Origin of the sequence: Amycolatopsis sp. NPDC026612, from assembly GCF_040638285.1 — a bacterium.
Lineage (GTDB): Bacteria > Actinomycetota > Actinomycetes > Mycobacteriales > Pseudonocardiaceae > Amycolatopsis.
Map to the genome: position 1 here is coordinate 1 of NZ_JBEZYB010000095.1, position 26,933 is coordinate 26,933.

Annotated in this window: 28 protein-coding genes; 12 read left to right on the forward strand and 16 right to left on the reverse strand. The window is 71.3% G+C overall.

Features of this window, described 5'->3' with window-relative positions; genetic code table 11:
* Positions 1-159: 159 nt before the first annotated feature.
* Positions 160-633 carry a hypothetical protein gene (locus tag AB0F15_RS39810; protein ID WP_360282122.1) on the reverse strand — a complete coding sequence of 158 codons (474 nt, stop codon included), beginning with the start codon at positions 631-633 and terminating at the stop codon, positions 160-162.
* A 670-nt stretch (positions 634-1,303) separates the two neighbouring features.
* Positions 1,304-2,704, reverse strand: coding sequence for a lysine 2,3-aminomutase (locus tag AB0F15_RS39815; RefSeq protein WP_360282124.1), 1,401 nt, complete (start codon positions 2,702-2,704; stop codon positions 1,304-1,306).
* A 131-nt stretch (positions 2,705-2,835) separates the two neighbouring features.
* Between AB0F15_RS39815 and AB0F15_RS39820 the strand changes: the two genes are divergently transcribed.
* Genes AB0F15_RS39820 through AB0F15_RS39835 form a run of 4 tightly spaced genes read left to right on the forward strand, consistent with a single transcriptional unit; the run spans position 2,836 to position 7,688 of the window.
* Positions 2,836-4,431 (forward strand): amidohydrolase, encoded by a 1,596-nt coding sequence (locus AB0F15_RS39820; RefSeq protein WP_360282126.1) that lies wholly within the window; start codon positions 2,836-2,838, stop codon positions 4,429-4,431.
* A gap of 11 nt (positions 4,432-4,442) precedes the next feature.
* Complete coding sequence (gene lnt / locus AB0F15_RS39825) at positions 4,443-6,053, forward strand: apolipoprotein N-acyltransferase (protein WP_360282128.1); 1,611 nt, start codon at positions 4,443-4,445, stop codon at positions 6,051-6,053.
* Positions 6,054-6,079: 26 nt separating this feature from the next.
* Positions 6,080-6,847 (forward strand): polyprenol monophosphomannose synthase, encoded by a 768-nt coding sequence (locus AB0F15_RS39830; protein WP_360282130.1) that lies wholly within the window; start codon positions 6,080-6,082, stop codon positions 6,845-6,847.
* Between the two features lie 37 nt (positions 6,848-6,884).
* Positions 6,885-7,688, forward strand: coding sequence for a PIG-L family deacetylase (locus AB0F15_RS39835; protein ID WP_360282132.1), 804 nt, complete (start codon positions 6,885-6,887; stop codon positions 7,686-7,688).
* Here AB0F15_RS39835 and AB0F15_RS39840 read toward each other — a convergent pair.
* Entirely contained in the window at positions 7,621-8,370 is a 750-nt protein-coding gene (locus tag AB0F15_RS39840; protein ID WP_360282134.1) for a DeoR/GlpR family DNA-binding transcription regulator, read from the reverse strand. The genes AB0F15_RS39835 and AB0F15_RS39840 overlap by 68 nt on opposite strands.
* A gap of 48 nt (positions 8,371-8,418) precedes the next feature.
* Between AB0F15_RS39840 and AB0F15_RS39845 the strand changes: the two genes are divergently transcribed.
* Entirely contained in the window at positions 8,419-9,027 is a 609-nt protein-coding gene (locus tag AB0F15_RS39845; protein ID WP_360282136.1) for an NUDIX domain-containing protein, read from the forward strand.
* Positions 9,028-9,138: 111 nt separating this feature from the next.
* Here the strand turns inward: AB0F15_RS39845 and AB0F15_RS39850 are convergent, their stop codons facing one another.
* The 3 genes from AB0F15_RS39850 to AB0F15_RS39860 all read right to left on the reverse strand — a co-directional run bounded on the left by AB0F15_RS39850 (position 9,139) and on the right by AB0F15_RS39860 (position 11,900).
* Positions 9,139-9,486, reverse strand: coding sequence for an RNA polymerase-binding protein RbpA (locus tag AB0F15_RS39850; RefSeq protein ID WP_003081521.1), 348 nt, complete (start codon positions 9,484-9,486; stop codon positions 9,139-9,141).
* A gap of 227 nt (positions 9,487-9,713) precedes the next feature.
* Positions 9,714-10,478 carry a thymidine kinase gene (locus AB0F15_RS39855; RefSeq protein WP_360282138.1) on the reverse strand — a complete coding sequence of 255 codons (765 nt, stop codon included), beginning with the start codon at positions 10,476-10,478 and terminating at the stop codon, positions 9,714-9,716.
* A gap of 21 nt (positions 10,479-10,499) precedes the next feature.
* On the reverse strand, positions 10,500-11,900 hold the full coding sequence (locus AB0F15_RS39860) for an MFS transporter (RefSeq protein ID WP_360282140.1): 1,401 nt from the start codon (positions 11,898-11,900) through the stop codon (positions 10,500-10,502).
* Between the two features lie 232 nt (positions 11,901-12,132).
* Between AB0F15_RS39860 and AB0F15_RS39865 the strand changes: the two genes are divergently transcribed.
* Complete coding sequence (locus tag AB0F15_RS39865; protein WP_360282142.1) at positions 12,133-12,801, forward strand: transglycosylase family protein; 669 nt, start codon at positions 12,133-12,135, stop codon at positions 12,799-12,801.
* Between the two features lie 3 nt (positions 12,802-12,804).
* On the opposite strand, the gene AB0F15_RS39870 is transcribed toward AB0F15_RS39865, so the two are convergent.
* On the reverse strand, positions 12,805-13,596 hold the full coding sequence (locus AB0F15_RS39870; RefSeq protein WP_360282144.1) for a glycerophosphodiester phosphodiesterase: 792 nt from the start codon (positions 13,594-13,596) through the stop codon (positions 12,805-12,807).
* Positions 13,597-13,662: 66 nt separating this feature from the next.
* Between AB0F15_RS39870 and AB0F15_RS39875 the strand changes: the two genes are divergently transcribed.
* A complete protein-coding gene (locus AB0F15_RS39875; protein WP_360282146.1) occupies positions 13,663-14,043 on the forward strand; it encodes a hypothetical protein in 381 nt (126 codons plus the stop codon).
* A gap of 28 nt (positions 14,044-14,071) precedes the next feature.
* Here AB0F15_RS39875 and AB0F15_RS39880 read toward each other — a convergent pair whose 3' ends face one another.
* The 5 genes from AB0F15_RS39880 to AB0F15_RS39900 all read right to left on the reverse strand — a co-directional run bounded on the left by AB0F15_RS39880 (position 14,072) and on the right by AB0F15_RS39900 (position 17,356).
* Positions 14,072-15,052, reverse strand: a complete 981-nt coding sequence (locus AB0F15_RS39880; RefSeq protein ID WP_360282148.1) for a tyrosine-type recombinase/integrase — start codon at positions 15,050-15,052, stop codon at positions 14,072-14,074.
* A gap of 538 nt (positions 15,053-15,590) precedes the next feature.
* On the reverse strand, positions 15,591-16,031 hold the full coding sequence (locus AB0F15_RS39885) for an SRPBCC domain-containing protein (protein WP_360282150.1): 441 nt from the start codon (positions 16,029-16,031) through the stop codon (positions 15,591-15,593).
* A gap of 2 nt (positions 16,032-16,033) precedes the next feature.
* Entirely contained in the window at positions 16,034-16,366 is a 333-nt protein-coding gene (locus tag AB0F15_RS39890) for a helix-turn-helix domain-containing protein (RefSeq protein WP_360282152.1), read from the reverse strand.
* The gene (locus AB0F15_RS39895; protein ID WP_360282154.1) at positions 16,363-16,809 is read right to left on the reverse strand and encodes an SRPBCC domain-containing protein; all 447 of its coding nucleotides are present in this window, start codon (positions 16,807-16,809) and stop codon (positions 16,363-16,365) included. Before AB0F15_RS39895 ends, AB0F15_RS39890 begins: the two co-directional genes overlap by 4 nt.
* A gap of 31 nt (positions 16,810-16,840) precedes the next feature.
* Positions 16,841-17,356: an N-acetyltransferase family protein gene (locus tag AB0F15_RS39900; protein WP_360282156.1), complete on the reverse strand. Its 516-nt coding sequence runs from the start codon at positions 17,354-17,356 to the stop codon at positions 16,841-16,843.
* A 42-nt stretch (positions 17,357-17,398) separates the two neighbouring features.
* On the opposite strand from AB0F15_RS39900, the gene AB0F15_RS39905 reads away from it, so the two are divergent.
* The 4 genes from AB0F15_RS39905 to AB0F15_RS39920 are packed head-to-tail and all read left to right on the forward strand — an operon-like array spanning position 17,399 to position 20,396.
* Positions 17,399-17,962 (forward strand): XRE family transcriptional regulator, encoded by a 564-nt coding sequence (locus tag AB0F15_RS39905; protein WP_360282158.1) that lies wholly within the window; start codon positions 17,399-17,401, stop codon positions 17,960-17,962.
* Between the two features lie 39 nt (positions 17,963-18,001).
* Positions 18,002-18,151 (forward strand): hypothetical protein, encoded by a 150-nt coding sequence (locus AB0F15_RS39910; protein WP_360282160.1) that lies wholly within the window; start codon positions 18,002-18,004, stop codon positions 18,149-18,151.
* A gap of 33 nt (positions 18,152-18,184) precedes the next feature.
* On the forward strand, positions 18,185-18,790 hold the full coding sequence (locus AB0F15_RS39915; protein ID WP_360282162.1) for a TetR/AcrR family transcriptional regulator: 606 nt from the start codon (positions 18,185-18,187) through the stop codon (positions 18,788-18,790).
* Positions 18,774-20,396, forward strand: a complete 1,623-nt coding sequence (locus AB0F15_RS39920) for an acyl-CoA dehydrogenase family protein (protein WP_360282164.1) — start codon at positions 18,774-18,776, stop codon at positions 20,394-20,396. Before AB0F15_RS39915 ends, AB0F15_RS39920 begins: the two co-directional genes overlap by 17 nt.
* Here the strand turns inward: AB0F15_RS39920 and AB0F15_RS39925 are convergent.
* Both AB0F15_RS39925 and AB0F15_RS39930 read right to left on the reverse strand, forming a co-directional pair.
* The gene (locus tag AB0F15_RS39925) at positions 20,393-20,884 is read right to left on the reverse strand and encodes a pyridoxamine 5'-phosphate oxidase family protein (protein WP_360282166.1); all 492 of its coding nucleotides are present in this window, start codon (positions 20,882-20,884) and stop codon (positions 20,393-20,395) included. The two genes, AB0F15_RS39920 and AB0F15_RS39925, sit on opposite strands and share 4 nt — an antisense overlap.
* Before the next feature lie 82 nt (positions 20,885-20,966).
* On the reverse strand, positions 20,967-21,500 hold the full coding sequence (locus tag AB0F15_RS39930; RefSeq protein ID WP_360282168.1) for a TetR/AcrR family transcriptional regulator: 534 nt from the start codon (positions 21,498-21,500) through the stop codon (positions 20,967-20,969).
* Between the two features lie 76 nt (positions 21,501-21,576).
* Between AB0F15_RS39930 and AB0F15_RS39935 the strand changes: the two genes are divergently transcribed.
* Positions 21,577-22,788, forward strand: coding sequence for an FAD-dependent monooxygenase (locus tag AB0F15_RS39935; RefSeq protein WP_360282170.1), 1,212 nt, complete (start codon positions 21,577-21,579; stop codon positions 22,786-22,788).
* Between the two features lie 353 nt (positions 22,789-23,141).
* On the opposite strand, the gene AB0F15_RS39940 is transcribed toward AB0F15_RS39935, so the two are convergent.
* Both AB0F15_RS39940 and AB0F15_RS39945 read right to left on the reverse strand, forming a co-directional pair.
* Positions 23,142-24,251: an SWIM zinc finger family protein gene (locus AB0F15_RS39940; protein WP_360282172.1), complete on the reverse strand. Its 1,110-nt coding sequence runs from the start codon at positions 24,249-24,251 to the stop codon at positions 23,142-23,144.
* Complete coding sequence (locus tag AB0F15_RS39945; RefSeq protein ID WP_360282174.1) at positions 24,248-26,761, reverse strand: DEAD/DEAH box helicase; 2,514 nt, start codon at positions 26,759-26,761, stop codon at positions 24,248-24,250. The genes AB0F15_RS39940 and AB0F15_RS39945 overlap by 4 nt, the downstream gene beginning before the upstream one ends.
* Positions 26,762-26,933: the final 172 nt, after the last annotated feature.

The following is a 26,933-nucleotide window of genomic DNA, read 5'->3' on the forward strand; positions in this document are numbered from 1 at the left end:
GCCGGCCGCCAGCTCGCGGAAGGAACCGCTGCTGCGCCGCGGTGTCGTCGCAGCGGACCGGGTACTTCCCGCTGCACTCCAGCGGGTTCTCACCCAGGCGCAGCAGTCCGAGGTGGCCAGCTACAACGGCCTAATCGGCGCCGCCTCTCCGCCAGAGCCTCACCGGGACGGTCGCTGAATGACTTGGCGCCGTGGCCTGGGTGATCGGCGTGCGGCTACTCGCCACGCTGCGGGATGGGTCTGGTTGAAGTCGTCGGTGAAGCGGCGGAGGACTTCTTTCGTGGCGCGGTCGTCGGGTGGTTGGCCGGTGCTGCGTTCGGCCCAGTAGACGAGGGCGTTGACGGTCTGGCGGATGGTGTCTGGCCGGTACCGCGGGTAGCCGATGGGGTCCGGGTCGTCGTGGTCGTTCCAGCGGTTGATCTGGTCGTGGACGTGCTCGATGAGCTTGGAGGTCGTGATCGTGTCGGTTCCGTGCTGGTAGCCGCGGATGCGGCACCAGTGCTGGTAGTGCACGAGCCGGGCTCGGTAGCACGCGAGTGTCTTGGCGGAGTACTGGCGCACCGTCGACGGGCGCAGATCGACGTCGAGGCGCGGGGCCGCCGTTGGGTCGGAGGAAGCTGCGGGCCTGGGCACATTCCCAGGGTGCCAGCACCCATGCGCAATTGGCACACCCCCCTGCCATCGCGTGCATTCGCGGCCGCCGCATAGGTCGAGCTTCCCCAGACCACAAAATGTGGGTGATACCCACGGGTATTACCCACATTGTCTACAGGGGGGGGAGCGCGTCGATAATTTGTCGCTTCTGACCTGGGCTGCGACGACCGTCGGTCGGTTCTCGCAGCTCGGACCGTCCGACGGCAGCTCAACCGTAACAGTCCGTGACAGCTATTAGCTGTGCTATGTGACGAAACTACTCTACGTCATGTGTCGATCAGCCATGCTAGGCACGGTCACACAATTCTGATCAAATGCCGCAGCAGCGGGACTAAAAGTCTTATCATTTCAGGTCTTTTACGCCTCGATATTGCCAGATTTTTGGGCGCGAATGCGAATGGATTCACCTCATGAAAAGGCGTTTGGAGCCTTTGGTCGATGGACCGAGCCGCAGTGGTTGCCGGGGCGCACCGCTCCGTCCACAGCGGAATTTCTGGGCCGTTTCTGGGCCGTATGGCGATCGGTCGCAACCGGTACGCACCGGCACTGACCAGCCCAAACGCCGGAGAAGGCCGAAGGGGTGTCGCACGGCCCAGATCGGGCCCCACGGCACCCCTCGGCACACCTCTCGAACGGTGACGCGCCGGCGTCAGCGGGAGCGGTTCGCCCACCACTGCTGGCCGGCTTCGGGCAGGGTGGCGATCGGGTCGTAGTAGGGGTAGCGCCGCTGCAGCGCCTCCCCGCGATCCTCGGCGTCCGCCTTGTCCACGCTGGTCAGGTAGTTCTTCGTCCAGTAAGAGATCCCCAGCTCCCGGTCGTACTCTGCGAGCTGGTGCACCCACCGCTTCCCGACATAAGGCACGTCGCACACGATCCGCGGGGTCGCATACCCCGGCAAGTACCCCATGATGGCGTGCTGCAACTCCTGCGCCTCGTGCACCGAAACCCGCCAGTGCTCCGCGTTCGGGATCATGTCGCACATGTAGAAGTAGTACGGCAGGATGTTCGCTTCTCCTTGCAGGGCAAAGCAGAGGTCCAGCAGTGCCGCCGGTGTCGCGTTGACGCCGCGCATCAGGACGCCCTGGTTGCGGACGTCGCGCACTCCCACGTTCAGGGCCGTCTGGGCCGCCTCCGCCACCAGGGGGGTCACCGACTGGGCGTGGTTGACGTGCGTGTGGATCGCCAGGTTCACGCCCCGGCGCTGGGCGGTCACGGCGACGCGCTCGAGGCCCTCGACGACCTTCGGCTGGAGCCAGTGCTGGGGTAGCGCCGCGAGGGCCTTCGTCGCCAGGCGGATGTCGCGGACCGTGTCGATGTCCATCAGGCGCATCAGGAACGACTCCAGCTGCGGCCACGGCACGTTGGCCACGTCGCCGCCCGAGACGACGACGTCGCGGACGCCCGGGGTCTTCTTGAGGTAGGCGATCATCGCGTCCTGGCGGTCGACCGGCTTGAGCGTCAGCTTGTGCTTCTCGACCGTCTCCGTGGAGTTGCCCACCAGGTCCATGCGGGTGCAGTGCCCGCAGTACTGGGGGCACGTCGAGATCATCTCGGCCAGCACCTTCGTCGGATACCGGTGGGTCAGCCCCTCCACGACCCACATCTCCGCCTCGTGCAGCGAGTCGCGTTCCGAGTGCGGGTGGCTGGGCCACACCGCGTCGCGATCGCTGCGGACCGGGAGCATGTAGCGGCGGATCGGGTCGGCGTAGAAGGCCTCGGTCACCTTGGCCGGGTCGGTGCCGGCCGTCGGGGCCATCGTGTTGAGCATCTGCGGGGGCAGCAGCATCGACATCGTCGCCAGCTCGCGCTGGTCGGCGAGCAGGTCCTCGTAGAAGCGCTCCTCCAGCAGGTCGCCCATGAGCGCGCGCAGCTGCTTGACGTTGCGGACGCAGTGCACCCGCTGCCACTGCGCGTCGCGCCACTCGGCGTCGGTGACATCGTGCCAGCCAGGAAAACGGCGCCAGTCGGGTTCCACCAGCTCGGCGCGGGCGTACTCGTAGGGCTGGTCGAAGGCGGCGGCAGGCGTCACAGGTTCCTGGATCGCAGTCACTTGTACTCCTAGTCGTCGGGAACGCGTTAAAATATCCTGTCATAACGTTCTCACGGAGTAAATCTTCCTGCCTGCTCACCTCGCTTCCCCCACGTGGACGAAGATCGGGACGGCGGGGGAGACTCGGAGGCGTGACGGACGACAGCACGACGCTCCTGCTCGGCGGGCGCATCTACACCCCCGCCGGCCCGGACGCCACGGCGATGGCGGTCACCGGCGGCACCGTGGTCTGGGTCGGGCAGGACGCCCCGGCCCGCGCCCTGCACCCCGGCGCCCGGATCGTCGACCTCGACGGCGCGTTCGTCGCGCCCGCCTTCGTCGACGCGCACGTCCACGCCACCGCCACCGGCCTGCACCTGACCGGCCTCGACCTCACCGGTGTCCGCGACCGCGCCGGGCTGCTGAGCCGCGTGCACGACGCCGCCGTCCCCGGGCAGCTCCTGCTCGCCCACGGCTGGGACGAGACCACCTGGACCGACCCGCGGCTGCCCAGCCGTGCCGAACTCGACGCCGCCGCCGACGGCGCACCCGTCTACCTCAGCCGCGTCGACGTCCACTCCGCGCTGGTCTCCACCGCCCTGGTCGAGCTGGCCCCAGCCGCCCGCGCCGCCGACGGCTGGTCGCCCGACGGCCCGCTGACCCGGGCCGCCCACCACGCCGTCCGCGCGGCCGTGCGCGCCGCCATCACCCCCGGGCAGCGGGACCGCGCCCAGCGGGCCTTCCTCGCCGAGGCCGCGAGGCACGGCATCGTGAGCGTCCACGAATGCGCCGGCCCCGACATCTCCGGCCGGGACGACCTCACCGCCCTGCTCACCCTCGCCGGACCGCGGACCCCCGAGGTCGTCGGCTACTGGGGCGAGCTCGGCGCCGTCGACACCGCCCGCGAACTCGGCGTCCGCGGGCTGGCCGGCGACCTGTTCGTCGACGGCGCCCTCGGCTCCCACACCGCGGCGCTCACCCGGCCCTACGCCGACCACCCCGGCGACGGGACGCTCTACCTCGACGCGCACCGCATCGCCGAGCACCTCACCGCCTGCACCGAAGCCGGGCTGCAGGCCGGCTTCCACGTCATCGGCGACGCCGCCGTCGCGGAGGTGATCGAGGGCTTCCGCCTGGCGGAGAAGGAGGTCGGGCCCCGCGCGCTGGCCGCCCGCCAGCACCGGCTGGAGCACCTCGAGATGGTCACCGCCGAGCAAGCGAAGCAGCTGGCCGGCTGGGGCGTGGCCGCCTCGGCCCAGCCGCTGTTCGACGCGCTGTGGGGTGGGCCGGAAGGCATGTACGCCGAGCGGCTCGGCGCGGACCGCGCAGCCGGGCTCAACCCGTTCTCGACGCTCGCCGCGGAAGGCGTCCTGCTGGTCTTCGGCTCCGACGCCCCGGTGACGCCGCTGGACCCGTGGGCGAGCGTCCGCGCCGCGGTCCACCACCGGACGCCGGGGGCGGGCCTGTCGCCACGCGCGGCGTTCACCGCCCACACCCGGGCCGGGCACCGGGCGGCCGGCGTCAACGACGGCGTCACCGGCAGCCTCGTCCCTGGCGCGCCGGCGCACTACGCGATCTGGGACGCCACCGACCTCGTCGTGGCCACCCCGGACAGCCGCGTGCAGCGCTGGTCCACCGACCCGCGGGCCGGCGTGCCGCCGCTGCCGAGGCTCGAACCGGACGCCGTCCTGCCGCACTGCCTGCGCACGGTCCGCGCGGGTGAAGTCCTCCACGACACCATCACCTAGAGTTGTCGACCGTGGCAGTCACCGTGGCGGACCCCGAACCGGGCGCCCCGCACCAGCCCGCCCGCACGCGGCGGTTCCCCCGGGCCTGGCTGCTGCGTTCGTCCGCGGCACTGGTGTCCGGATTCGCCTACTACCTGAGCTTCGCGCCGCGCCCGCTGTGGTGGCTCGCACCGCTGGCCTTCGCCGGGCTGGCCCTCGTGCTGCGCGAACGCCGCTTCCGGGCCGGCTTCGGCTACGGCTTCGCGTTCGGCCTCACGTTCTTCCTGCCGCTGCTGACCTGGCTCCTGGACTTCCTGGGCCCCGACTTCGGCCCGTGGCCGTGGCTGGGCCTGTCGTTCGCGCTGGCGCTCTACCACGGCCTGGCGGGCGGCCTGATCACCCTGGTGTCCCGGCTGCCGGCCGCGCCGCTGTGGGGCGCGCTGGTGTTCATCGCACTGGAGACCCCGCGCGCGTGGTTCCCCCTCGGCGGCTTCCCGTGGGGCCGGGTCGCGTTCAGCCAGCCCGAAGGCGCGTTCCTGCCGCTGGCTTCGCTCGGCGGCGCTCCGCTGGTCGGCCTGGCCGTCGTCCTCACCGGATTCGGCCTGGCCTCGCTGGCCGCCCGCCTGGGGAAGGCACGCAAGTTCACCCGGCCGGCCGTCCTCGCCGTCCTCGGCACCCTGCTGCCCGTCGTCGCGGGCCTGGCGCTGTGGCCGGCGATCGGGACCGGCGCGCAGGACGGCGAGCTCACCGTCGCGTCCGTCCAGGGCAACGCCCCGGACATCGGGCTCGCCCTGCAGGGGGAGCGGGCCTTGCTGCGCCGCGACACCCTCGCCGAGAGCGAGCGGCTGCTCGCGGCCGTCCAGGCCGGGAAGGTACCGAAGCCGGACCTGGTGGTGTGGCCGGAGAGCGCCACCACCGTCACCGGCCCGGACCCGCAGATCGACCAGCTCGTGGCCACCTTCGGGGTGCCCGCGCTGATCGGCGCGATCTACGAGCTGCCCGATCGGCACCTGCAGAACTCCGTCATCGCCTGGGACCCGCACACCGGGCCGGGCCGGCGCTACGCGAAGCAGCAGCTGGTGCCCTTCGGGGAGTACGTGCCCGCCCGCAAGGTCGCCGAACTGGTCACCCCGTTCCTCGACCAGGAGACCGTCGACATGGTCCCCGGCGACGGCGCGAACCAGACCATGGACGTCGCGGGCACGAAGGTCGGCGTGTTCATCTGCTACGAGACGGCGTTCGACTACCCGGCCCGCGACGCCGTCCGCGCCGGCGCCGAGCTGCTGGTGGTGCCGACCAACAACGCCTGGTACGGCCGCAGCGAGATGAGCGAGCAGCAGCTGGCGATGTCGCGGCTGCGGGCGGTCGAACACGGCCGGTCCGTCGTGGTGTCCGCCGTCTCAGGCGTGAGCGCGGTCGTCGCGCCCGACGGCTCGGTGACCAGCTCAACGGGCCTTTTCACGGCGGATTCCCTGGTCGGGCGCGTCCCGCTGCGGACGCAGACTACGCTGTCGGATCAACTAGGTGCGTGGACGGAGTACGGGCTGCTGGCTCTGGCGATCGCCGGGGTGGCCGGCGGGCTCGTGCTCCGTTTTCGCACCCGGCGCACCAGCGCCGGCACGGCAGGGGAAGCGGCGGACTGACCGCCGCGGATATCGGAGGAGCACGGATGTCGCAGGCGCCGCGGGGGGCCCGGGAAATCGAGCCGGTGCTGGTGGTGATCCCGACGTACAACGAACGGGAGAACCTCGGCCCGATCCTGGATCGCCTGCACAAGGTACTTCCGGACGTGCACGTGCTCGTGGTGGACGACGGAAGCCCGGACGGCACCGGCGAGCTCGCCGACGAGCGCGCTACCGCGAACGGGAACGTCCACGTCATGCACCGGACCGAAAAGGCGGGGCTGGGGGCGGCCTACATCGCCGGGTTCCGCTGGGGCCTGGCGCGGGAGTACGCCACGATCGTCGAGATGGACGCCGACGGCTCGCACGCGCCGGAAGACCTGCCGCGGCTGCTGGACGCGGTCGGGGACGCCGACCTGGCCATCGGGTCGCGGTACGTGCCGGGCGGCAGCGTGGTGAACTGGCCGCTGAAGCGCCAGATCCTCTCCCGCGGCGCGAACGTCTACTCGCAGATCGCGCTGGGCATGCGCACGCGCGACATCACCGCGGGCTTCCGCGCCTACCGCCGTCCGGTGCTGGAGAAGCTGGCCCTGGACGAGGTCAACTCGCACGGCTACTGCTTCCAGATCGACCTGACGATCCGCACGGCCGAAGCCGGGTTCGAGATCGTCGAGGTGCCGATCACCTTCACCGAGCGCGAGATCGGCGAGTCGAAGATGGACGGCTCGATCATCCGCGAGGCGTTCCTGCGGGTGGCCAAGTGGGGCGTCGAGCGCCGCTGGCACCAGCTGCGCAAGCTCGTCAAGCGCGCCTGAACCGCCCTTACCCCGTTTTCTCCCGTTCTCGGCCATCATGGGGCCGGTGACGACCATCGTGGCCTTCCACGCCCACGCCGACGACCCCGTCCTGCTCAGCGGCGGCACGCTGGCCCGTGCCGCCGCCGACGGGCACCGGGTGGTGGTCGTCGTGGCCACCGACGGCATGGCGGCCGAGCACCCGACGCCGCGCTGGGCGGAACTGGAGGCCGCGGCGGCCATCCTCGGCGTCCGGCGCGTCGTGCACCTGGGTTACGCCGACAGCGGCCACGGGCCCGTGCTGTACGCGGACCCGCCCGGACGGCAGCGCTTCGCCCGCGCGGACACCGAGGAAGCCGCGCACCGGCTCGCGGCCCTGCTGCACGAGGAGCACGCCGACCTGCTGCTCGGCTACGACGGCAACGGCGGTTACGGCCACCGCGACCACGTGAAGGTGCACGAAGTCGCCCGCCGCGCGGCCCGGCTGACCGGGACGCGGCTGCTGGAGGCCACCGTGCCCCGCGACTTCGCGCTGCGGTTCGTGCGGGTGGTCCGGGCCGCGCGGATCCCGTTCGAGTACGACGTCGAAGCGCTCCATCACGCCTACAGCCCCGCCTCGGCCGTCACGCACCGGTTCGACGTGCGGCGGTTCGCCGCGCGCAAGCAGGCGGCGCTGGCGGCGCACGTGTCCGACGTGCGCGGCGGTGGGCGGCTCTCGACGGTGCTCCGGGTGCTCGTGTGGCTGCCGGCGCCGCTGTTCGGGCTGGTGGCGGGCCGCGAGTGGTACACCGAGGTCACGCCCGCAGGATCGGCACGCCCCGCGCTGCAAGTTCCTGCACGTTCTGGTCGTCGGCGTCGGTGATGATCCCGGCGACCTCGGTGAAGGGCAGCACGGCGAACCGCGAGGCCGCGCCGAGCTTCTCGGCGCTCGCCAGCACGTAGGTGTCGGCCGCGCGCCGGGCCAGGGTGCGCTTCATCGCGGCTTCGTCGGCGTCGCCGGTGGTCAGGCCGGCTTCCGGGTGGACGCCGGTGACGCCGAGGAGGAAGACGTCGGCACTGATCGCCTGGGCGGCCTCGGCCGCGGCCGCGCCGCAGGTGACCGCGGAGTGGCGGAACAGCCGCCCGCCCAGCAGGAACACCTCGATGCCGTGGTGGTCCAGCAGGGCGACGGCGACGGTCGGGCTGTGGGTGACGACGGTGGCCTCGAGGTCTTCGGGCAGGGCTCTCGCGACGGCCAGCGTGGTCGTGCCGCCGTCCAGGATGACCGTGGAGCCGGGCTCGACCAGCGTGGCGGCCACCGCGGCGACCCGGTCCTTGCCGCCGACGGCGATGGCCGTGCGGCTGGCGTAGTCGGCGACGGCGGGGGAGACGGGCAGCGCGCCGCCGTAGACGCGCTGGCAGAGCCCGGCGGCGGCCAGGTCCCGCAGGTCGCGGCGGATGCTGTCTTCGGAGACCCCGAGCTCGGCCGCGACGTCCTTCGCCAGGACCTTGCCGTCGGCGGCGAGCCGGGCGAGCAGCAGTTCACGACGTTCCCCGACCAGCATGCACGATCCTCCTTGTTTCTTCCGAGTTGTGCACATTATGGTCGCGGTATGACCTCTTCGACAAGCCTGTCCCGCAACCCGCGGGTCCGGGTCACCAACGTGGAGCTGCTCTCGTCGGCCTGGTACGTGCTGCGCCGCACGACGTTCGACTACCAGCACGGCGACGGCCGCTGGACGACCGAGCAGCGTGAGACCTACGACCGCGGCAACGGCGCCACGGTGCTGCTTTACGACCTCCAGGGCGGCACGGTCCTGCTGACCCGCCAGTTCCGTTACCCGGTCTACGTCAACGAGCACCCGGACGGCATGTTCGTGGAGACCGCGGCCGGCCTGCTGGACGCCGACGACCCGGAGACAGCGATCCGGCGGGAGGCGGCGGAGGAGACGGGCGTGCGGATCGGCGCGCTGGAGCACGTGTTCGACGTCTACACGAGCCCGGGCTCGGTGACCGAGCGTCTGCACTGCTACGCGGCGCCCTACGACCCCGCCGACCGCGGCGCCGGCGGCGGCATCGCGGAGGAGGGCGAAGACATCGAAGTCCTCGAACTCCCGTTCACCAAGGCCCTGGCCATGATCGAAACCGGCGAGATCGCGGACGCCAAGACGATCATGCTCCTGCAGTGGGCCGCACTCCACGGCCCCTTCCGTCCGGCCTGACCCCGACCCGGAGGATCGGCCCTGCGGGCATGCGAAAGGCCCCCGCGGGGGGAGGTCGCGGGGGCCTTTCGTCGTGGTGAGAGCTTGGCTACTGGGCCGAGGCCCGGAGGGTTACGCCGACCGGGAGGTCCGGCGGCCCTTCAGCTCGGCGAGACGTTCGTTGAGCAGGTCCTCGAGCTCGGGGATCGTGCGCCGTTCGAGCAGCATGTCCCAGTGGGTGCGCGGCGGCTTGACCTTCTTCTGCTCGGGCTGCCCACCATCGACGATCTCCGATTCGCTGCCGTGCAGGCGGCACTCCCAGACCGTGGGGATCTCGGCGTCGTCGGAGAACGGCACCTCGAACTCGTGGTTCTTCGGGCAGGCGTAGCGCACGGTGCGGCGTGGGGCGAGGTCGTGGTTGCGGTCGGTCTCGTAGCTGACCGCTCCCAGCCGGCTTCCACGAAGAACACGGTCGGCCATGATGGGGGTCCTTTCAGTCAGCTCCGGGGTGGAGCCAGGGTGTTGCTCACCCTATGCAACGACTGGGGCCCCGGGAGGATTCCCGAGATGCCATGTCGTTGCTCACGATGAGCTGCGTCACCCGCCTGCATCAGCTTCCACTAGTAGGAGGCATTTCGCGCTTCGGCGTGACGTCAATACGGCCTTCTTAGTGCTGATATCCCCCGGATGGGCTACTAGCGTATCGCTCAGGTCAACCGTAACTGACCGTGAGGGGTAGTAACCGGACCCAAGTCACCCGATCGAAAGTGGCGCCGACACAATACCTGATAACGCACAGTAGTGAATTCGGCCTCAAAACGTGCTGAAGCTGAAGTTTCAACTACGGATTGTTCGGTATCTGCCACCACGACGGTATCGCCCTCCCGCACAACCTCGCCGTCCACCACCCGCGCGTTGAAGCGCCCAGCCAGTCCACACCAGCACAGCACCTCCACCTGAACCGGCTGCAACTCGTCCGCCAGTTCGAACAGACGAGCCGCCCCCGGGAACAACCGGCTCCGGAAATCCGTCGCGATCCCGAAGCAGTACACGTCGATCTGGACCGCGTCGGCCAGCTCGGCCAGCTGATCCACCTGACCGGGGGAGAGGAACTGCGCCTCGTCCACCACGACGTAGTCCACGTGCCGGCCCTGCGCCCACTCCTGCCGCACCAGCTCACGCACGTCGGTGTCCTCACCGACCTCCACCGCCTGGCGCGTCAACCCGATCCGGCTGGAGATCTGCGGCACACCCGACCGGTCGTGGCGCACCAGCACCAGCCCCCGGCGGCCCTGCCGCGCGTGGTTGTGGTCGATCTGCAGCGCCAGGGTCGACTTCCCGCAGTCCATCGGCCCGTAGCAGAACTTCAGCCTGCCCACCGGCGGCGTCCCGCGACGCGAACCGGCCGCGGGAACCGACGACAACGCGTCCGTGGGATCGGGGCCGGCGGCACCGTCGTTCAACAAGGTCACGACGCCCGACCCTATCGGTGGCTACAGAACCTTCGGCGGACGGTTGCCCGCCGCCACGATCGCCCGCCGCACCGGCACCAGCGCGACCAGCACCAGCCCCACCGCGAAGAAGACCACCAGCGCCACGATGGCCGGCCGGAACGACCCCGTCGCCTGCCCGACCCCGGCGAACACCAGTGGACCCAGCCACGACGTCCCACGCTCACCCACGACGTAGAGCGAGTAGTACTGCGCGTCCTTGCCCGCCGGGATCATCTGGCTGAACAACGACCGCGACAGCGCGTTCGTCCCACCCAGCACCAACCCGATCCCCACCGCCACCGCGAGGAACTGCCCCATCCGCCCGGCCTGCACGAAGTACGCCCCACCCAGCACCACGATCCACAGCACCAAGCTGCCCAGGATCGTCCGCTTCGCCCCGATCCGCCGCGCCACCAGCCCGTGCAGCGTGCCACCCAGGTACGCCACGAACTGGATCACCAGGATCGTGACGATCAGCACCTCGTTCCCGAACCCCAGCTCGTCCTTGCCGTACTGCGCCGACACCGTCACCACCGTGTTGATGCCGTCGGTGAACACCAGGTAGCTGCCCAGGAAAGCCAGCGTCAACGGGTACGCCTTCGCCGCCACGACCGTCTGCTTCAGCTCGGTGAACCCCGCCCGCAGCACCGACGACCCAGGGGCGACATCCACCGGCGTGTGCCGGCGGGGGAGCGCACGCACCGCCGGGACCGTGAACGCCGCCCACCACAGCCCCGAAGTCAGGAAGCAGATCTGCACCGCGAGACCCTGATCGACCCCGAACGCGTCGTGACCGAGGTAGAAGCCCAGCTGCAACGCCAGCGCCAGCCCGCCGCCCAGGTACCCGAACGCCCAGCCCTTCGCCGAGATGTCGTCCCGCTCGTCCGGCCCCCCGATGTCGGCCAGGAACGAGTAGTAGATCACCAGCGAACCGCCGTAGCCGATGTTCGCCACGATGAACAGCACCACACCGAGCTGCCAGTCCGAACCCGCCAGGAAGAACATCGCCGCCGCGGCCGCCGCACCCAGGAACGCGAACCCACCCAGGATCCGCCGCTTGTTGTGGCTGCGATCCGCCACCGCACCGGCGATCGGCAGCACCAGCACCTGCACCACCGTCGCCACCGACAACAGGTAGCCCCACACCGAGCCGGCCGGGAACTGCAGCCCGAACAACGTCACATCGCAGTGCTGGAGCGTGTCCGTCCCACCGGCCGCGTTCACGCACGGCCTGTCCCCGTTAAGGGTGAAGTTCGTCTTCGCGTCCGCCGCCGCGATCGAGCTCATCGACAGCGCGCCGAACACCGTCGTCGTCGACGAATAGAACGGCGAATTCGCCCAGTCGTAGAAATACCAGCCCCAGCGCTCGCGCTTGGTCGAGCGCGTCCCGGCCAGCGTCATCCACGGCTCCTCACCTCGGGAACTTCCAGGTCAGCGCGGAGACTACGGGGAGACGGCGGCACCGATGACCACACCACACCAACCGTGTCCGGTTTGTCGCTTCGGGCTCGCCACCCCTCCGCGGAACCCGCCGCCACCGCGCGCCGCAGACAAGGCGAACGCTGTTCCACATGGGACTCAGGCGCACACTGCGTCTGTTGTGGTCAAAGGGGCACCCTCCTACTGTGCTCCCATGATCCAGAACCGCCGACGCACCGTGCCGAGACTCCTGCTCCTCGCGTTCGCCGTCACGGGTCTGGCCCTCACCACCCCCGCCATCGCCGCCGCCGACCCCGCGCCGACAGCCTGGGCCAAGCTCCGCATGTGCGAGTCGAGCAACCGCTACACCACCAACACCGGCAACGGCTACTACGGCGCCTACCAGTTCAACCTGCCCACCTGGCGCAGCGTCGGCGGCCAAGGCCGCCCCGACCAGGCCGCCCCCACCGAACAGGACTACCGCGCCCTCTACCTCTACCGCATGCGCGGCTGGCAACCCTGGCAGTGCGCCGGCATGCTCAACCTCGCCGGCGACGCCGACGCCCGCAGCAAACGCGTCCCCACCTACACCGAATCCGCCTACATCGGCGGGGGAGGCCTGCCCGCCCCACCCCCCGGCCCGGGCGGCCCCCGGCCCGCCTGGCCCGGCGTCGTCTACGACTACGGCGACTGCGCCAACCCGCTCAAGACCTTCCAGCTCCGCATGAACACCTTCGGCTACGGCTTCTCCGGCACCGGCTGCTACCTCGAGAAGACCCGCACCGCCGTCCTCGACCTCCAACGCGCCAACGGCATCAAGGACAGCGGCCTCCTCGGCCCCAAAACCTGGGACGCCGCCTGGACCGGCAAACCACCCCGCTGACGCTCACGGCTCCTGCGACCGCTGCCACACACCCCGCTCGATCAGCACCGCACGCAGCAGATCCGGCCGATCCGTCACGATCCCGTGCACCCCGAGGTCCAGCAACATCCGCATCTCCGCCGGATCGTCGATCGTCCACGTGTGCACCTCGATCCCGGACCGCCCCGCGATCGACAGGAACGCCTTGTCCACCACCCGCAACACCCCCTGCCGCACCGGCACCTGCGCCATCGCCCCCAGCACCAGCCGCCCCAACGGCAACAAGGGCAGCTTCCCCCGCGCCCACAACGCCAACGCCGACCGCGGCCCCATCGCCGTCACCAGCTTCGGCCCCGCCAGCTTCCGCAACCGCACCAGCCGCGCGTCCGAGAACGCCGCCCCCGCCACCCGGTCGAACGCCCCCGTCCGCTCCAGCACCCGCACGAACGGCTCCACCGCCTGATCGGCCTTCACATCGACGTTGAACCGCGCATCCGGCAGCTCCTCCAGCACGTCCTCCAGCCGCGACAGCGGCGCCCTCCCACCCACCTTGACGTTCTTCAGCTGCTCCCACGTCTGCGTCGCGATCGGCCCCGACCCATCGGTCGTCCGATCCAGCCTCGGGTCGTGGTGCACCACCACCACACCGTCCGCCGTCGCGTGCACATCCGTCTCCAGGTACCGGTAGCCCTCCGCACACGCCCGCTGGAACGCCGGCAACGAGTTCTCCAGCCCGTCGAGCTCATCGAGGTGCCACCCCCGGTGGGCGAAAGCCCGGGGGAGCGGATCGGCCAGGTACGGGAACGACGCGTGCATCCCTCAAGTGTGCACTTCCGCCATGACCCCGGCATGAGCAAGCGATGGCCAGCTAGGGTCACCCCGGTGAGGGAAACCGCCGAACTGACCCAGCCGACCACGATCGACCTCGCCCCGGCCCGCCGAGGCGCCCCCAAGCACTGCGGCTGGTGCGGACGACGCCTCCCCGAAGGCGGCAACGTCGGCCGCCGCCGCCGCTACTGCGGCCAATCCTGCCGCCAGCGCGCCTACGAACGCCGCACCGCCCTCCAGCGAAGCGGGCTACCCGAAGACGCGGTCGTCCTCTCCGACACCGAGATCGCCGCCCTCCAGGACCGCCTGTTCCAGCTCCGCTGCGCCGCCGAAGACATCGTCACCGCCGCCGACGACGGCGCCGACCCCAGCGAGCTCCGCAGCCTGGCCCAGGAAATCGCCCGCGCGGCAAAGGACCTCGAACAACTCCGCTGACCCGTACCCCGGTGGACGACACGCGTACTCACCCCAGCCCGTCCAACGCCCGGTACGTCCGGTTGCTTGCCGCCGCCGCACGCTGCTCCCGGCCCGTGGCCTCGATGTAGTTCTGACTCGTCGCCAAGCTCGCGTGCCCCAGCAACGCCATGATCTCCGACGCCGTCGCCCCGTCCTCCGCCAACCGCGTCGCGAACGTGTGCCGCAACGCGTGCAGATTCGCCCCCACCGGCACCCGGTCGTGCAACCCCGCCCCCCGGTAACACGACTTCACCAGGTACTCCAGCGCACCCCGCCCGATCGGCTCACCCGCCCGATCCAGCAGCAACGGCGAACCGGGGGAGAACCGCACGTTCGGGAACCGCACCCGGCACGACTCCCGGTACCGCTCGATCAGCTCCGCCAGCACCGGCTGCACCGGAATCGACCGATCCCGGCTGCCCTTGCCCCGCACGTGCAACCGCAGCTCACCGGCACGCCCCACCAGCGACCGCGGCGTCAACGCCCGCATCTCCGCCGCCCGCAGCCCTGCCACCAGCCCCAGCGCGATCACCAGCACATCCCGCTCCGGCCACGGGTCCCGCGCGCGCCGCGAACCCGCGGCCGCCGCCGTCAACAGCTGCTCCGGGGTCTCCTCGCCCCGCAACGGCTTCGGCGTCAACGCCGGCGTCCGCGGCCGCGCCACCGCGCCCATCGGATTGCCCGCCAGCAGCCCGTCGGCCACGCAGAACGTGAGGAACTGGTTCCACGTCGACCACGCCCGCAGCACCGAACTCTTCGCGTGGCCGTCCGCGAACACCCCGAACGCCGCCCGCAGCGCCGGCCCGGTGAGGTCGGCGACCGCCAGGTCCTCGGCCGGGCGGCCGAGCTCGGAAACCAGGAGAGTGGTGATGCCGGCGAGATCCCGGCGGTAGGCGTCGGTCGTGTGCGGAGAGTCCTTGCGGGGACGGCGGGCGGCGAAGAAGGCTTGCTGAGCCTCGGAAACCTTCATGTGGATCTTGTACCGCACGCCACCGACAGTTTCCGCGTCCGGACCCGGTGTTTCATGCATAACCGCAATTATGCATGAAACACCGGGGTGGCCCGAACTCCACTCCCGGGGGATGCCGGGTCTTGCCGCGGCCCATTCGAGCCCTCATGGGCACCAGTTCACGCGTGCAGCAGCGAGTCGTTCATATGTTCGATCTGGTCAGCCAGGGCTCACGAGACAGCCGGACAAGCCGGTCAAGCCGGTGGCAAGTCCGCCGATTCGGCGCCGTCGAACCTGGCTGTCGAGCACTGGATACTCGGACGATTTCGTCACCGTGACGTTTTGGGGTCGGGTGACGGGATGTCGGATCCACGGCCACAGGGGACGCTCTCCGGGCCTGACGTAAGCCATTCCCGGAGGGGTGCGGCGGTCCTGCGTCAAGCGAGGCGGCCGGAGCCTTCGCAGGAGCCGTTCTGACGACGGAACCCTCCTGGGCAACCAGGGGTCAATTCGCCCCTCTCGGCATCCGCCGCAGCACGTCACCAAGTGCCGATAATGTACATTATGTCAAGTAACGTCAGTGCCAGTCGCTGATCGCCACGTCTCGCGGGCTCGGGGCTCCTTCCCCGGTCTCGACGAGCTGCTTGAGGCTCAGCAGGTAGCTCGCCCACTTCGTGCTGCAGTGGTGCATGAACTCACCGGCCTCGCGCCAGTCTTCGTGCTTGAACAGGACGATCGTGTAGTCGTCGCGCTGTGCCAGGTCCCAGCGGATCGTCGTGCCGACCCACTCCGGCGGCCCGTCGGCGACTTCCCAGCGGACGAGCCGGCCCGGGTCGAGTTCGATGACCTGCATGTCGAAGCCGCCCGGGATGAAGCGGAACGCGATGACGCCGCCGAGGTCGGTGTCCCCCTTGGTTTCCTCGGTCCACCAGCCGGCCAGGCCGTCGATGGTGGTGATGGCGTCGTAGACCTTTTCCGGGGTGGCGTTCCGGATGCCGATGCGGTGCAGGATGTCCATTTCTATCGGTTCCTTTCGATGGTTTCGGCGATGCGCTTGATGCGGCGGAGCCGCGCGTCCCAGGTGTTGCCGACGTCGGTGAGCTGGGCGACGGCGCGGGCGAGCTGGGCTTCGTCGACGCGGAACTGTTTCTCGCGTCCGGCGCTGTGGGCGTGGACGAGACCGGCGCGGCCGAGGACGGCGAGGTGCTTGGCGACGGCCTGGCGCGTGACCGGAAGGTGGTCGCTGAGGCTGGTCGCGGTGCCGCTCCCCTCGTTCAGGAGCAGGTCGAGCAGCCGGCGCCGGGTGGGGTCGCCGATGGCCGACCAGAGGTCGTCGTCCACGGCGGTGGTCACCGGGCGGCTCCGACTTTGGTGGCGTAGGCGGGCAGCCGGGGCAGGAAGTGGTCCCAGCCGGTTTCGTGGTCGGTGTATTCGGCGGCGATCTTGGCTTCGTCCCAGCCGCGTTCGCGGAAGCCCGTTTCGGTCATGCGCAGGCGGGTTCCGGTGCCGGCGGGTTCGAGTTCGAAGACGACGAGGAAGGAGTTGCCCGGTGCGGCGGTCTCCCCTTCGGCGTGGGTCCAGCGGAAGGAGAAGAGTTTCGGGGGGATGGCGTCGACGACGGTGAACTGGACCCAGGAGCCGCCGAAGCCGATGCGTCCCGCTCCCCCGGGTTCGACGGGGTATTCGGCTTCGTCGGGCCACCATTCGCGGAGGTGTTCGGGGCTGCTCACGACGTCGAAGACGACGTCGGGTGCGGCGTCGATGTGGATTTCGCGGTCGAGCGTGCCGTGGTCCATGGAAGCTCCTTGTGCAACGTTTGGTTGCGTTTCACGCTAGCTCGCGCGGCGCGGATGTGCAACCTTCAGTTGCGCTGAGGTCCTTCTGGGTCCAGGCGACGTCACGCCAGGCGCCGTGTTTCCAGCCGACCCGGCGGTAGACGCCTGCCGGCTCGAAACCGAGCGCGCGGTGGAGGCCGGCGCTGGCGTCGTTCGGCAGGGTCATGCCCGCGAAGGCGCGGCAGAATCCACGTTCGCGCAGCCGCTCGAACAGGGCCTCGTAGAGGGCGCGTCCCACGCCGGTGCGGCGTCGGCCCAGTTCGAGGTAGATGCTCGTCTCGCAGGACCAGCGGTAGGCGGCGCGTTCGGCGAAGCGGGTGGCGTAGGCGTAGCCGGCGATGCTGCCGCTGTCTTCGAGGACGACCCAGGCGTGGGCGGCGGCGATGCGGCGGGCCATTTCGCCGGCGTCGGGCGGTTCGGTTTCGAAGGAGATGACGGTGTCGGTGACGTAGGGCGCGTAGAGGGCGGCGCAGGCGGCGGCGTCCGCGGAGGTGGCGTCTCGGATCATGGCTCATATGGTAGCCAATGAGGCTCGTATAGTATTCAGATTATGACCGATCCCCTGACCGCTCGCCTGGCCGCCACGGTGCACGCCACCCGCACGTCCCGGGGTCTTTCGGCCGCGGCGCTCGCCGACCGGTCGGGGGTGTCGCGGGCGATGATCGGCAAGATCGAGCGGGGTGACGTGCAGCCGACGGCGGCGTTGCTGGCGAAGCTGTCGGGCGCGCTGGGCCTGACGCTGTCGGAGCTGATCGCGCGGGCCGAGGGTGACGAGCGGCGGCTGGTGCGGGCGGCGGAGCAGCCGGTGTGGGTGGATCCGGGCACCGGGTACCGGCGGCGGTCGGTCTCCCCAGCGGCCGGCCGGCCGCTGGAGCTGGTGGAGGTGGAGCTGCCGCCGGGTGCGGAGGTGCCACTGGCCTCGGGGACGTATGCGTTCCTGCACCAGCAGATCTGGGTGCTGGCTGGGCATCTGCGGTTCCACGAGGGGGCGCAGGTGCACGAGCTGGACGCCGGGGACTGTCTGCAGCTGGGGGCCGCGGCGGACTGTGTGTTCGCGAATCCGGGGTCACTGCCCTGCCGGTATCTCGTGGCGCTGGTGAAGCGGGGTCCGTGATCGGGTGAGGTGCAGGGCGGCCACGGAGGAATCGAGCCAATGCCCGACCGGGGCGGAGAACCGGTTCGCGCGCCGGGTTCGACCTTCGAGGCGGAGTTCGAGTGTGTGCCGGTGGACGGCGGGATCCGGGTGCGGCGGCGGATCGCGTTCGGCTTCGCCACTCCCCTGTGCCGGCTGCTGGAGCGTTGACTGAAGTAATGAATCAGTGCTTCACTTCTTGACGTGCCCTACCGCCGCACCCCGAAGGTGCAGGAACGCCTCGACGCCCAGCGGGAGACGATCGTCGCCGCCGCGACGCGCCAGCTGGCCGAGCACGGCTACGGCGGCTGTTCGGTTGCCGCGGTCGCCGAGCGCGCCGGCGTGGCCGTGGGCAGTGTCTACCGGCACTTCCCCACCAAGGCCGACCTGGTGGTGCACGTGTTCCGGCAGGTCGTGACGCGGGAGGTCAAGGCGGTCCGGGCGGCGTCCGCGCAGCCGGGTGAGCCCGCCGAGCGGGTGCTGGCGGTGTTCGAGACGTTCGCGCAGCGCGCGCTGAAGGCCCCGAGGCAGGCCTACGCGCTGCTGGCCGAGCCGGTCGACGCGGTGATCGACGCCGAGCGGCTGGTGTTCCGGCGGGCGTTCACCGAGGTGGTCGCCGAGCACGTCGCTGCCGGGGTGCAGCAGGGCGCGTTGCCGCCGCAGGACGGCCGGCTCACCGCGGCCGCGCTGGTGGGTGCCGCCGCCGAGGTCTTGATCGGCCCGTTGACCAGGGGAAATGCTGGTGACGTCGCCGAGCTTCGCACGTTCGTCGTCCGCGCTCTAGGAGGTTCCGATGCCCGCCACGCATGAGGTCACCAACCAGGTCCCGCCGCTGGCGGGCCACGACGTCGCCGACGACCCGGCGCTGCTGGCCGGGCTGGAGCGGGCCGGTGCGGGCTGGGCGGCCGGCGAGCTGCACGAGCTGGGTGTGCGGGCCGGGAGCGAGCAGGCCCAGGAGTGGGGCCGGCTGGTCAACGAGAACGAGCCGGTGCTGCGCACGCACGACCGGTACGGCCACCGGATCGACGAGGTGGAGTTCCACCCGTACTGGCACGAGTTGATGACGGTCGCGGTGTCGCACGGTCTGCACGGGACCGCGTGGCGGGACTCCCGCGCGGGCGCGCACGCGGCGCGGGCGGCGAAGTTCTACGTCTGGGGCCAGGTCGAGGCTGGGCACAGCTGCCCGATTTCGATGACGTACGCGGCGATCCCGGCGTTGCGGGCGAACCCGGAGCTGGCGGCGCGGTACGAGCCGTTGCTGGCGGCGACCGAGTACGACTTCGGGCTGCGTGAGCCGGGGACCAAGCGCGGGCTGATCGCGGGCATGTCGATGACCGAGAAGCAGGGCGGGTCCGACGTCCGGGCCAACACCACGACGGCGACCCCGGGCGCCGAAGGCAGCTACACCCTCGTCGGGCACAAGTGGTTCACCTCGGCGCCGATGTCGGACATGTTCCTGACGCTGGCCCAGGCGCCCGGCGGGCTCTCGTGCTTCCTGCTCCCCCGTGTCCTGCCGGACGGCTCGCGCAACCCGATCCGGCTGCAGCGGTTGAAGGACAAGCTCGGCAACCGGTCGAACGCTTCGTCGGAGATCGAGTACGACCACGCCGTGGGCTGGCTCCTCGGCGAGGAGGGCCGCGGAGTCCGCACGATCATCGAGATGGTCAACAACACCCGGCTGGACTGCACGCTGGGCAGTGCGTCGGGGATGCGGCTGGGCGCGGTGCGGGCGGTGCACCACGCGACCCACCGGCGCGCGTTCGGGAAGGCGCTGGTGGACCAGCCGTTGATGGCGAACGTCCTGGCCGACCTGGTGCTCGAGTCGGAAGCGGCGACGACGGTGGCGATGCGGCTGGCCGCGGCGGGCGACCGGCGTGGCGACGCCCAGGAGCAGGCGTTCCGGCGGCTCGGGCTCGCGGTGTCGAAGTACTGGGTGTGCAAGCGGGCGCCGGTGCACGCGGCCGAGGCGCTGGAGTGCTTCGGCGGCAACGGGTACGTCGAGGAGTCGGGCATGCCGCGGCTCTACCGCGAGGCGCCGCTGTCGTCGATCTGGGAGGGCTCGGGCAACGTCGCCGCGCTGGACGCGTTGCGTGCGATGGGCAAGCAGCCGGAGTCGGTCGCGGCGTTCTTCGCCGAGGTCGAGCTGGCCGCCGGGGGTGACGCCCGGCTGGACGACGCCGTGGACCGCGTGCGCAAGGAGCTGACCGACCTCGAGGCGATCGAGTACCGGGCGCGGCGGGTGGTCGAGGCGATGGCGCTGGTGCTGCAGGGTTCGCTGCTGGTGCGTTACGGCCACCCGGCGGTCGCGGACGCGTTCTGCGCGTCCCGCTTCGGTGGTGACTGGGGCATCGCGTTCGGCACGCTCCCGGCCGGGGTCGACACGGGAGCGATCCTCGAGCGCGCGGCGGTCCGTTAGCCGCGTTCGGCTCGTCGCTTGACGAGCTCCTCGACGGCGCTCGGCAGGGTCGTCTCGAAGTCGATCAGCTTCGCCCACGTCGGGGTGACGACGATCCGGACCATGCCGTCGTAGAGCGAGCGGACCTCGCGTTCCCACTCGACCCGCTGCTCGGGCGTCATCTCGTAGCTGCCGTTCATCTGCAGGTACTCCTCGGGGATGCCCTCGACGACGTCGAGCTGGGCGCGGCCACGGATGAGCAGGATCTTGGGCGGGTGCACTTCGGTGTCCACGGTCAGGGCGACCGCGGGGTTGGCGCGCAGCGACGGCAGTTTCGGGGAGTTCTTGGTCGTGCACAGGACGATCTCCGAGCCGTTCCAGGTGAACGCGATGGGGATCGTGCGCGGGGTGCCGTCCTGGGCGACGTAGCCGAGCCGGGTCACGTCACGGGCCAGCAGTTCGCGGCTGAGCGGCTTGTCGAGCACCTCGGCGATCTCGGTCGGCTGCATGGTCTTTCTCCTTCTCTGGTGGGCCTGACATCCCGGGGACGGAGCTGCCGGCGCGTTCTCGACATGGGCGGCGGACAAGATTTCAGCCGCCGAGGGCGCCGAGGGCCCCGGCGACCGCCGCGGCCTTGAGTTCCTCGACGGGAGCGTCGGGGAACTGCATGCAGACGTCCTGCAGGCCGCCCAGCGCCAGGATGGCCCTGGCCTGCTGGTCGAGGGTGGGCGACGGGCCGCAGATGAGGCCGGTCAGCCGGGTCCGCCAGCCCAGCACCCGGTCGATGAGCCCGAGGTCGGCCAGGGTCGGCATTTCGTTGAGCAGCATGATGACGTCCGCGCGGTGGCGGTGGTTGAAGTCGAAGAAGCCTTCGATCAGCTCCCGCACCGGCGCGTCGCCGCGGGCTTCCTGGGTGAGCAGGAAGTTCTCGCCGTCGTCGAGCAGCGGCTGGACGATGCTGCGCACCAGGTCGTCGCGTGACGGGAAGTGGTAGTAGAGCGCGGGTTTGGTGATGCCGAGCCGGTCGGCGATGTCCTGGAGGCTGGTGCGCTGCACCCCTTGGCTGGTGAACAGGTCGCGGGCGACGTCGAGGATGCGTTGTTTGGTGTCGGAGGGCTTCGGCACCGCCCCAGGATAACTGACTTAACGATAGGTAAGATTCGTGGTACAACTTACCTACCGTTAAGTCAGGGAGGTACTCGTGCGGATTCTCGTCTCCGGAGCCAGCATCGCGGGCCCGGTGCTGGCGTACTGGCTCACCCGGCACGGCTTCGACGTCACCGTCGTCGAACGCGCCCCGGCGCTGCGCAAGACCGGCGGCCACGCCGTCGACCTCTTCCGGCCGGCCATGGACATCACCGAACGGATGGGCGTGCTGCCGCGCGTCGAGGCCCTCGCCACCGGCACGACCCGGATGACGGTGTACCGCGAAGGGGTGCGACGACCGGCGCGGGTGGACTTGTCGAAGTTCTTCCAAGCCGCCTCCGACCGGCACGTCGAGGTGATGCGCGACGATCTCAGCGAGATCTACTTCGACGCCGGCCGCGAGGACGTCGAGTACCTCTTCGGCGACTCGATCACCGCCATCTCCCCCGAGGGCGAGGTCACCTTCGAGCACGCCCCGCCGCGCCGGTTCGACGTCGTCGTCGGCGCCGACGGGCTGCACTCGAACGTCCGGCGCCTGGTGTTCGGGGACGAGGCCGGGCTGACGACGTTCATCGGCGCCTACCTGGCGGTGCTGTCCCTGCCCGGCACCCTCGGCCTGGACGGCGAGGCCGTCACCCACCTCGGCACCGGCCGCACCGCGTCGATCTACAGCGCCCGGCACATGAGCGACGCCCGCGCGGTGTTCCTGTTCCGCCGCGACCAGCCGCTCGACTACCACCACCGGGACGTCCCGCGGCAGAAGGAGCTGCTGCGGGAGGCGTTCGCCGGGATGCACCCGCAGGTCGACGGCTGGCTGGCCGAACTCGGCACCGGCGGTCCGTTCTACTTCGACTCGATCACCCAGCTCCGGCTGGACACCTGGTCACGCGGGCGCGTCACCCTCGTCGGCGACGCCGGCTACTGTCCCGGTCCGGCCGTCGGCGGCAGCACCAGCCTCGCCGTGCTCGGCGCGTACGTCCTGGCCGGCGAGCTGGCCGCGGCCGATGGGAACCACGAGCGCGCCTTCGCCGCCTACGAACGGGAAATGAGCGAGCTGGTGCGCCGCAGCCGGGTGTTCGCCGCCGGCGCCGCGCGCAGCCTGCTCCCGACCTCACGCGCCGGGGTGTGGGCCCTGGCCCGCGGCGGCCAGCTCGTCTCGGCGCTGCCCGCCGGGCTGACGCGGGCGATCGCGAAGCTCAACACCGGTGGCGTGCGCATGCACGACTCGATGCACGTCAAGGACTACGCGGTGCAGGCCACGGCCTGACGCTGGAGGGGACCCCCGCTCGGGAAGCCCCCTCCAGCTCGACAGCAGGCCATTCGGACACTGCCGGACACCGGCGAAAACCGGGCGGGCGCGCGGAAGGAAACCCGCGCGCCCGCACCCCCAGTGGCCCGGCGGAACCCGCCGTCAGGGGACAGGAGACAACGAGTACCGCGCTGGATACCGGGAAAACCGGCGGATTCCCCCCGGCTGTCCCGGTTGGTCATCCCCGCGGCGAGGCGGTCTTCGCCGACGCGGGTCACCCCGCGGCGCCGGTGGACCTGAACGCGTACTGCGGCCGGGCAGCCCGACGAGGGCACAGAACCGCGCCTGCGCGGGGAAGCCGTGCCGCGACTTCAGCCCAGCAGCAGCCCCGGATCGGTCTCCGGCGCCCCGGCGGGCCACCACGTGCCGCCCTCCAGCCGATACGGGTGCCACCGGCCCCGGCGGTCCAGCCGCAGCTGCACCGCACCGGCCGTGCAGTGGTTGCGTTCGAAGACCACTTCTTCGTCCGGGACGTCGGCGAGCGCAGCCCGCGCGGCCGCCAGTGCCGCCTTCGGCGGTGTCCACGGCGATTCCAGGACCTCCAGACCGGCGCGGCCACCGTACGTCCACGCCGCGACCGCCCGCTCGAAGCCGCCGCCTTCCCCCAGCCGGCCGGCCACCGACGGGAACTCCGCGGCCAAACGGACCGCGTCGTGCCGGCGGCCCGGCCACGGCTGCCCGGCGAGCAGCGCACGGGCCTGCCCCGACGCGTTGGCCACCAGCAGGGCGAACGCCTCGGCGGGCACCCCGGGGGCGGCCGGGATCGACGGTGCCCCGGAAGGCCGGAACCCGGCCAGGTCGGGCAGCTCCCCCGGCGTCCGGTCCGCCGCAGCGAGCTCGGTCTCGCGGGGCGCGGTGCGGCTTTCCAGCTCCTCGCGGATCTCCCGTTCGCCCTTGCCGCGCATCAGCAGCAGCACGAACGGGTCCGCGTCGAGCAGCCACGACGCCTGGAACGACAACGCCGCCGCGTGCCGGCACGGCAGCTCCCAGCCGGGGCAGTCGCACTCCGGGTCGAGGTCGCCGATCCGGGGCAGCAGGTCGACACCGGCATCGGCGGCCGCCTCGACCAGGTCGGGCGGCATGTCCCGGTCCAGTAGCGCCGCCAGGTGCCCGGCGCGCGAGGCGATCCGGTCGAAGAACCGCGTCCAGTCCCCTTCGGACAGTTCCGCCAGCCGCAGCTGCGTCCGGTACGGGCCGCCGTCGACGTCGTCGACCGTCGCGGTGATCCGGCCCGGGCTCACCGTGATCGGCCCGACCAGGCCGGCCGCGGCGTACTTGCGGCCCTGCTTGAGCTGACGCAGGTCCAGCGCGGTGTCCTCCATCGCGCTCAGCCACGCCCGGCCCCACCACGACCTGGCGAAGCGTCCCCGCGCCCCGGCGGCCCCGAACGCGGGAAACCCGCGTACCCGGTCGTCACTCATCCGCCGCTCCTCAGTTCGACGAGCTCGGCCAGCTCGGTGTCCGACAGTTCCGTCAACGCGGCCTCGCCGCCGGCGAGCACGGCGTCGGCCAGCGCGCGCTTCTCCCGCAGCATCGCCGCGATCCGGTCCTCGACCGTGCCTTCGGCGACGAGCCGGTGCACCTGCACCGGCCGGGTCTGCCCGATCCGGTAGGCCCGGTCGGTCGCCTGGTCCTCCACCGCCGGGTTCCACCAGCGGTCGAAGTGCACGACGTGGTCGGCGCGGGTCAGGTTCAGCCCGGTGCCCGCCGCCTTCAGCGACAGCAGGAACACCGGCACCTCCCCGTTCTGGAAGCGGGTCACCAGGTCTTCGCGGCGCGCCACCGGGGTGCCGCCGTGCAGCAGCTGCGTGGCGATCCCGCGGCCGGCCAGGTGCTTCTCCAGCAGCCGCGCCATGGCGACGTACTGGGTGAACACCAGCACCGCGCCACCCTCGGCGAGGATCGTGTCGAGCAGCTCGTCGAGCAGTTCCACCTTGCCCGAGCGGCCACCGTCTTGCAGAGACTGAGCCTTGAGGTACTGCGCCGGGTGGTTGCAGATCTGCTTGAGCGCGGTGAGCAGCTTGACGATCCGGCCGCGCCGGGCCATGCCGTCGCTCGCGGCGATGTCGGCCATCATCTCCCGCACGACGGCTTCGTACAGCGCTGCCTGGTCCGCGCTGAGAGACACCGGCCGGTCGGTCTCGGTCTTCGCGGGCAGCTCGGGGGCGATCCCGGGGTCGGACTTGCGGCGCCGCAGCAGGAACGGCCGCAGCAACCGGGCCAGCCGGTCCGCGGCACCCGGGTCGCCGGCCTCGATCGGCCTCGCCCAGCGCGTCCGGAACTCCGCCGGCGACCCCAGCAGGCCCGGCGCGGTCCAGTCGAGGATCGCCCACAGCTCCGAAAGCGTGTTCTCCACCGGCGTCCCGGTCAACGCCACCCGGGCCGCCGCGGGCACCAGCCGCAGGGCCTTGGCCGTACCCGAGCGGTGGTTCTTGACGTGCTGGGCCTCGTCGGCGACCAGCAGCCCCCACCGGACGCCGGCCAGCGGCGCGGGATCCGTGCGCAGCGTGCCGTAGGTCGTGAGGACGAACCCGGCGGCGCTCTCGACGTTCTCGAGCGACCGGGCACTGCCGTGGAAGCGGCGCACCGGCACGCCGGGGGCGAAGCGGCGGATCTCGCGTTCCCAGTTGCCCAGCAGCGAGGCCGGGCACACCACCAAGGTCGGCCCCGACGCCCGGTGCAGGTGCAGCGCGATCAGGGTCACCGTCTTGCCGAGGCCCATGTCGTCGGCGAGGCAGCCGCCGAGACCGAGCCCGGTGACGGTGGCCAGCCACTGCAGGCCGCGCAGCTGGTAGTCCCGCAGCTGCGCGGCCAGTCCCGCCGGCGGCACCTGGGGTTCCGGTGGCGCGGACAGCCGTTCCCGCAGCCGCGCCAGCCAGCCGTCGGTGACGACCTCGACCGGCTCACCGTCGATCTCGGTGGTCCCGGACAGCACCGCACCCAGCGCGTCGACCGGGTTCAGCGGCTTCAGCGCCCGCTCTCGCGCCTTCGCCGCCAGCGCCGGGTCGACCAGCACCCAGCGGTCGCGCAGCCGCACCACGGGGCGGCGGGCCTCGGCGAGCGCGTTCAGCTCCGCTTCGGTCAGCACCTCGCCGCCCAGCGCGAGCTGCCAGTCGAACTCCAGCGCCCGGCCGCCGCCGAAGAACGACGGCAGATCACCCGGTACGTCCCCGGCGCGGACCACGGCCCGCGCGGTCAGCGACCCCGCCAGCTCGGCCGGCCAGTGGACCTCGATCCCGGCCGCCGCGAGCCTCGGGGCCGCGGCCGCGACCAGCTCCGCCACGTCGTCCTCGCCGAGCGCCAGCTCGGCCGGCACCGCCGAGGTCAGCAGAGGGCCCAGCGCCGGCCACACCTGCGCGCCGCGCCGCAGCGCCAGCACGACGTCGATGCGCGCCCGCGGCCCGAACCGCCCGGTGGCCCACAGCTCCGCCGCATCGGCGAGCTGCCCGGGATCGGTGAGGCTGTGCACCTGGACCACGGCGCGGAAGCGCCCGGCGGCGAACCCGTCCGGCGCCTCCACCCGCAGCGACACCCGGATCCCCGAGTCCAGCCCCGCGGCGAGCTCGTCCGCCCAGTCGCGCAGGGAATCCGCGCGTTGCGGCGCGACGGCGGCGAACAACCGCGTGCCGGCCGCCTTCGCCGCGGCGGGCGTGCGGGGCAGCGTGTCGGCGACGGCGTCGAGGAACGCCCGCAGCAGCGGCCCCGGCGCCCGTTCGTCCGGCGGCATCGCCGCCGCGAGCTCCCGCAGCCACCCGGCTTCCGCCGGCTCCAGCGGCCCGACGCGCCAGGCGTCGTGCCCGGCCGCGGTGACGCCCGGCAGCAGCCGTCCCGCCGCCACCAGCCGCAGCGCGGCCTGCGCCGCGGTCGCCCAGAACGCCGTCGACGGATCGGTCGTGGTCAGCAGTTCCCCGAGACCGTCCGCAATGGACAGCGGGCGGCCGTCGAGGACCAGCCGGCCCGCCCGCGGTGGTTCGCCCGGTTCGAAGTGGACGTTCAGTTCCCCAGCCTCCCCGTATCGCCGCACCGCCGTCGGCACCGCGGGACCGCCGATCCCGGCGTCGTGACGGAGGTGACCGGCCTGGCCATCGCCGCCGCGCTGCCCG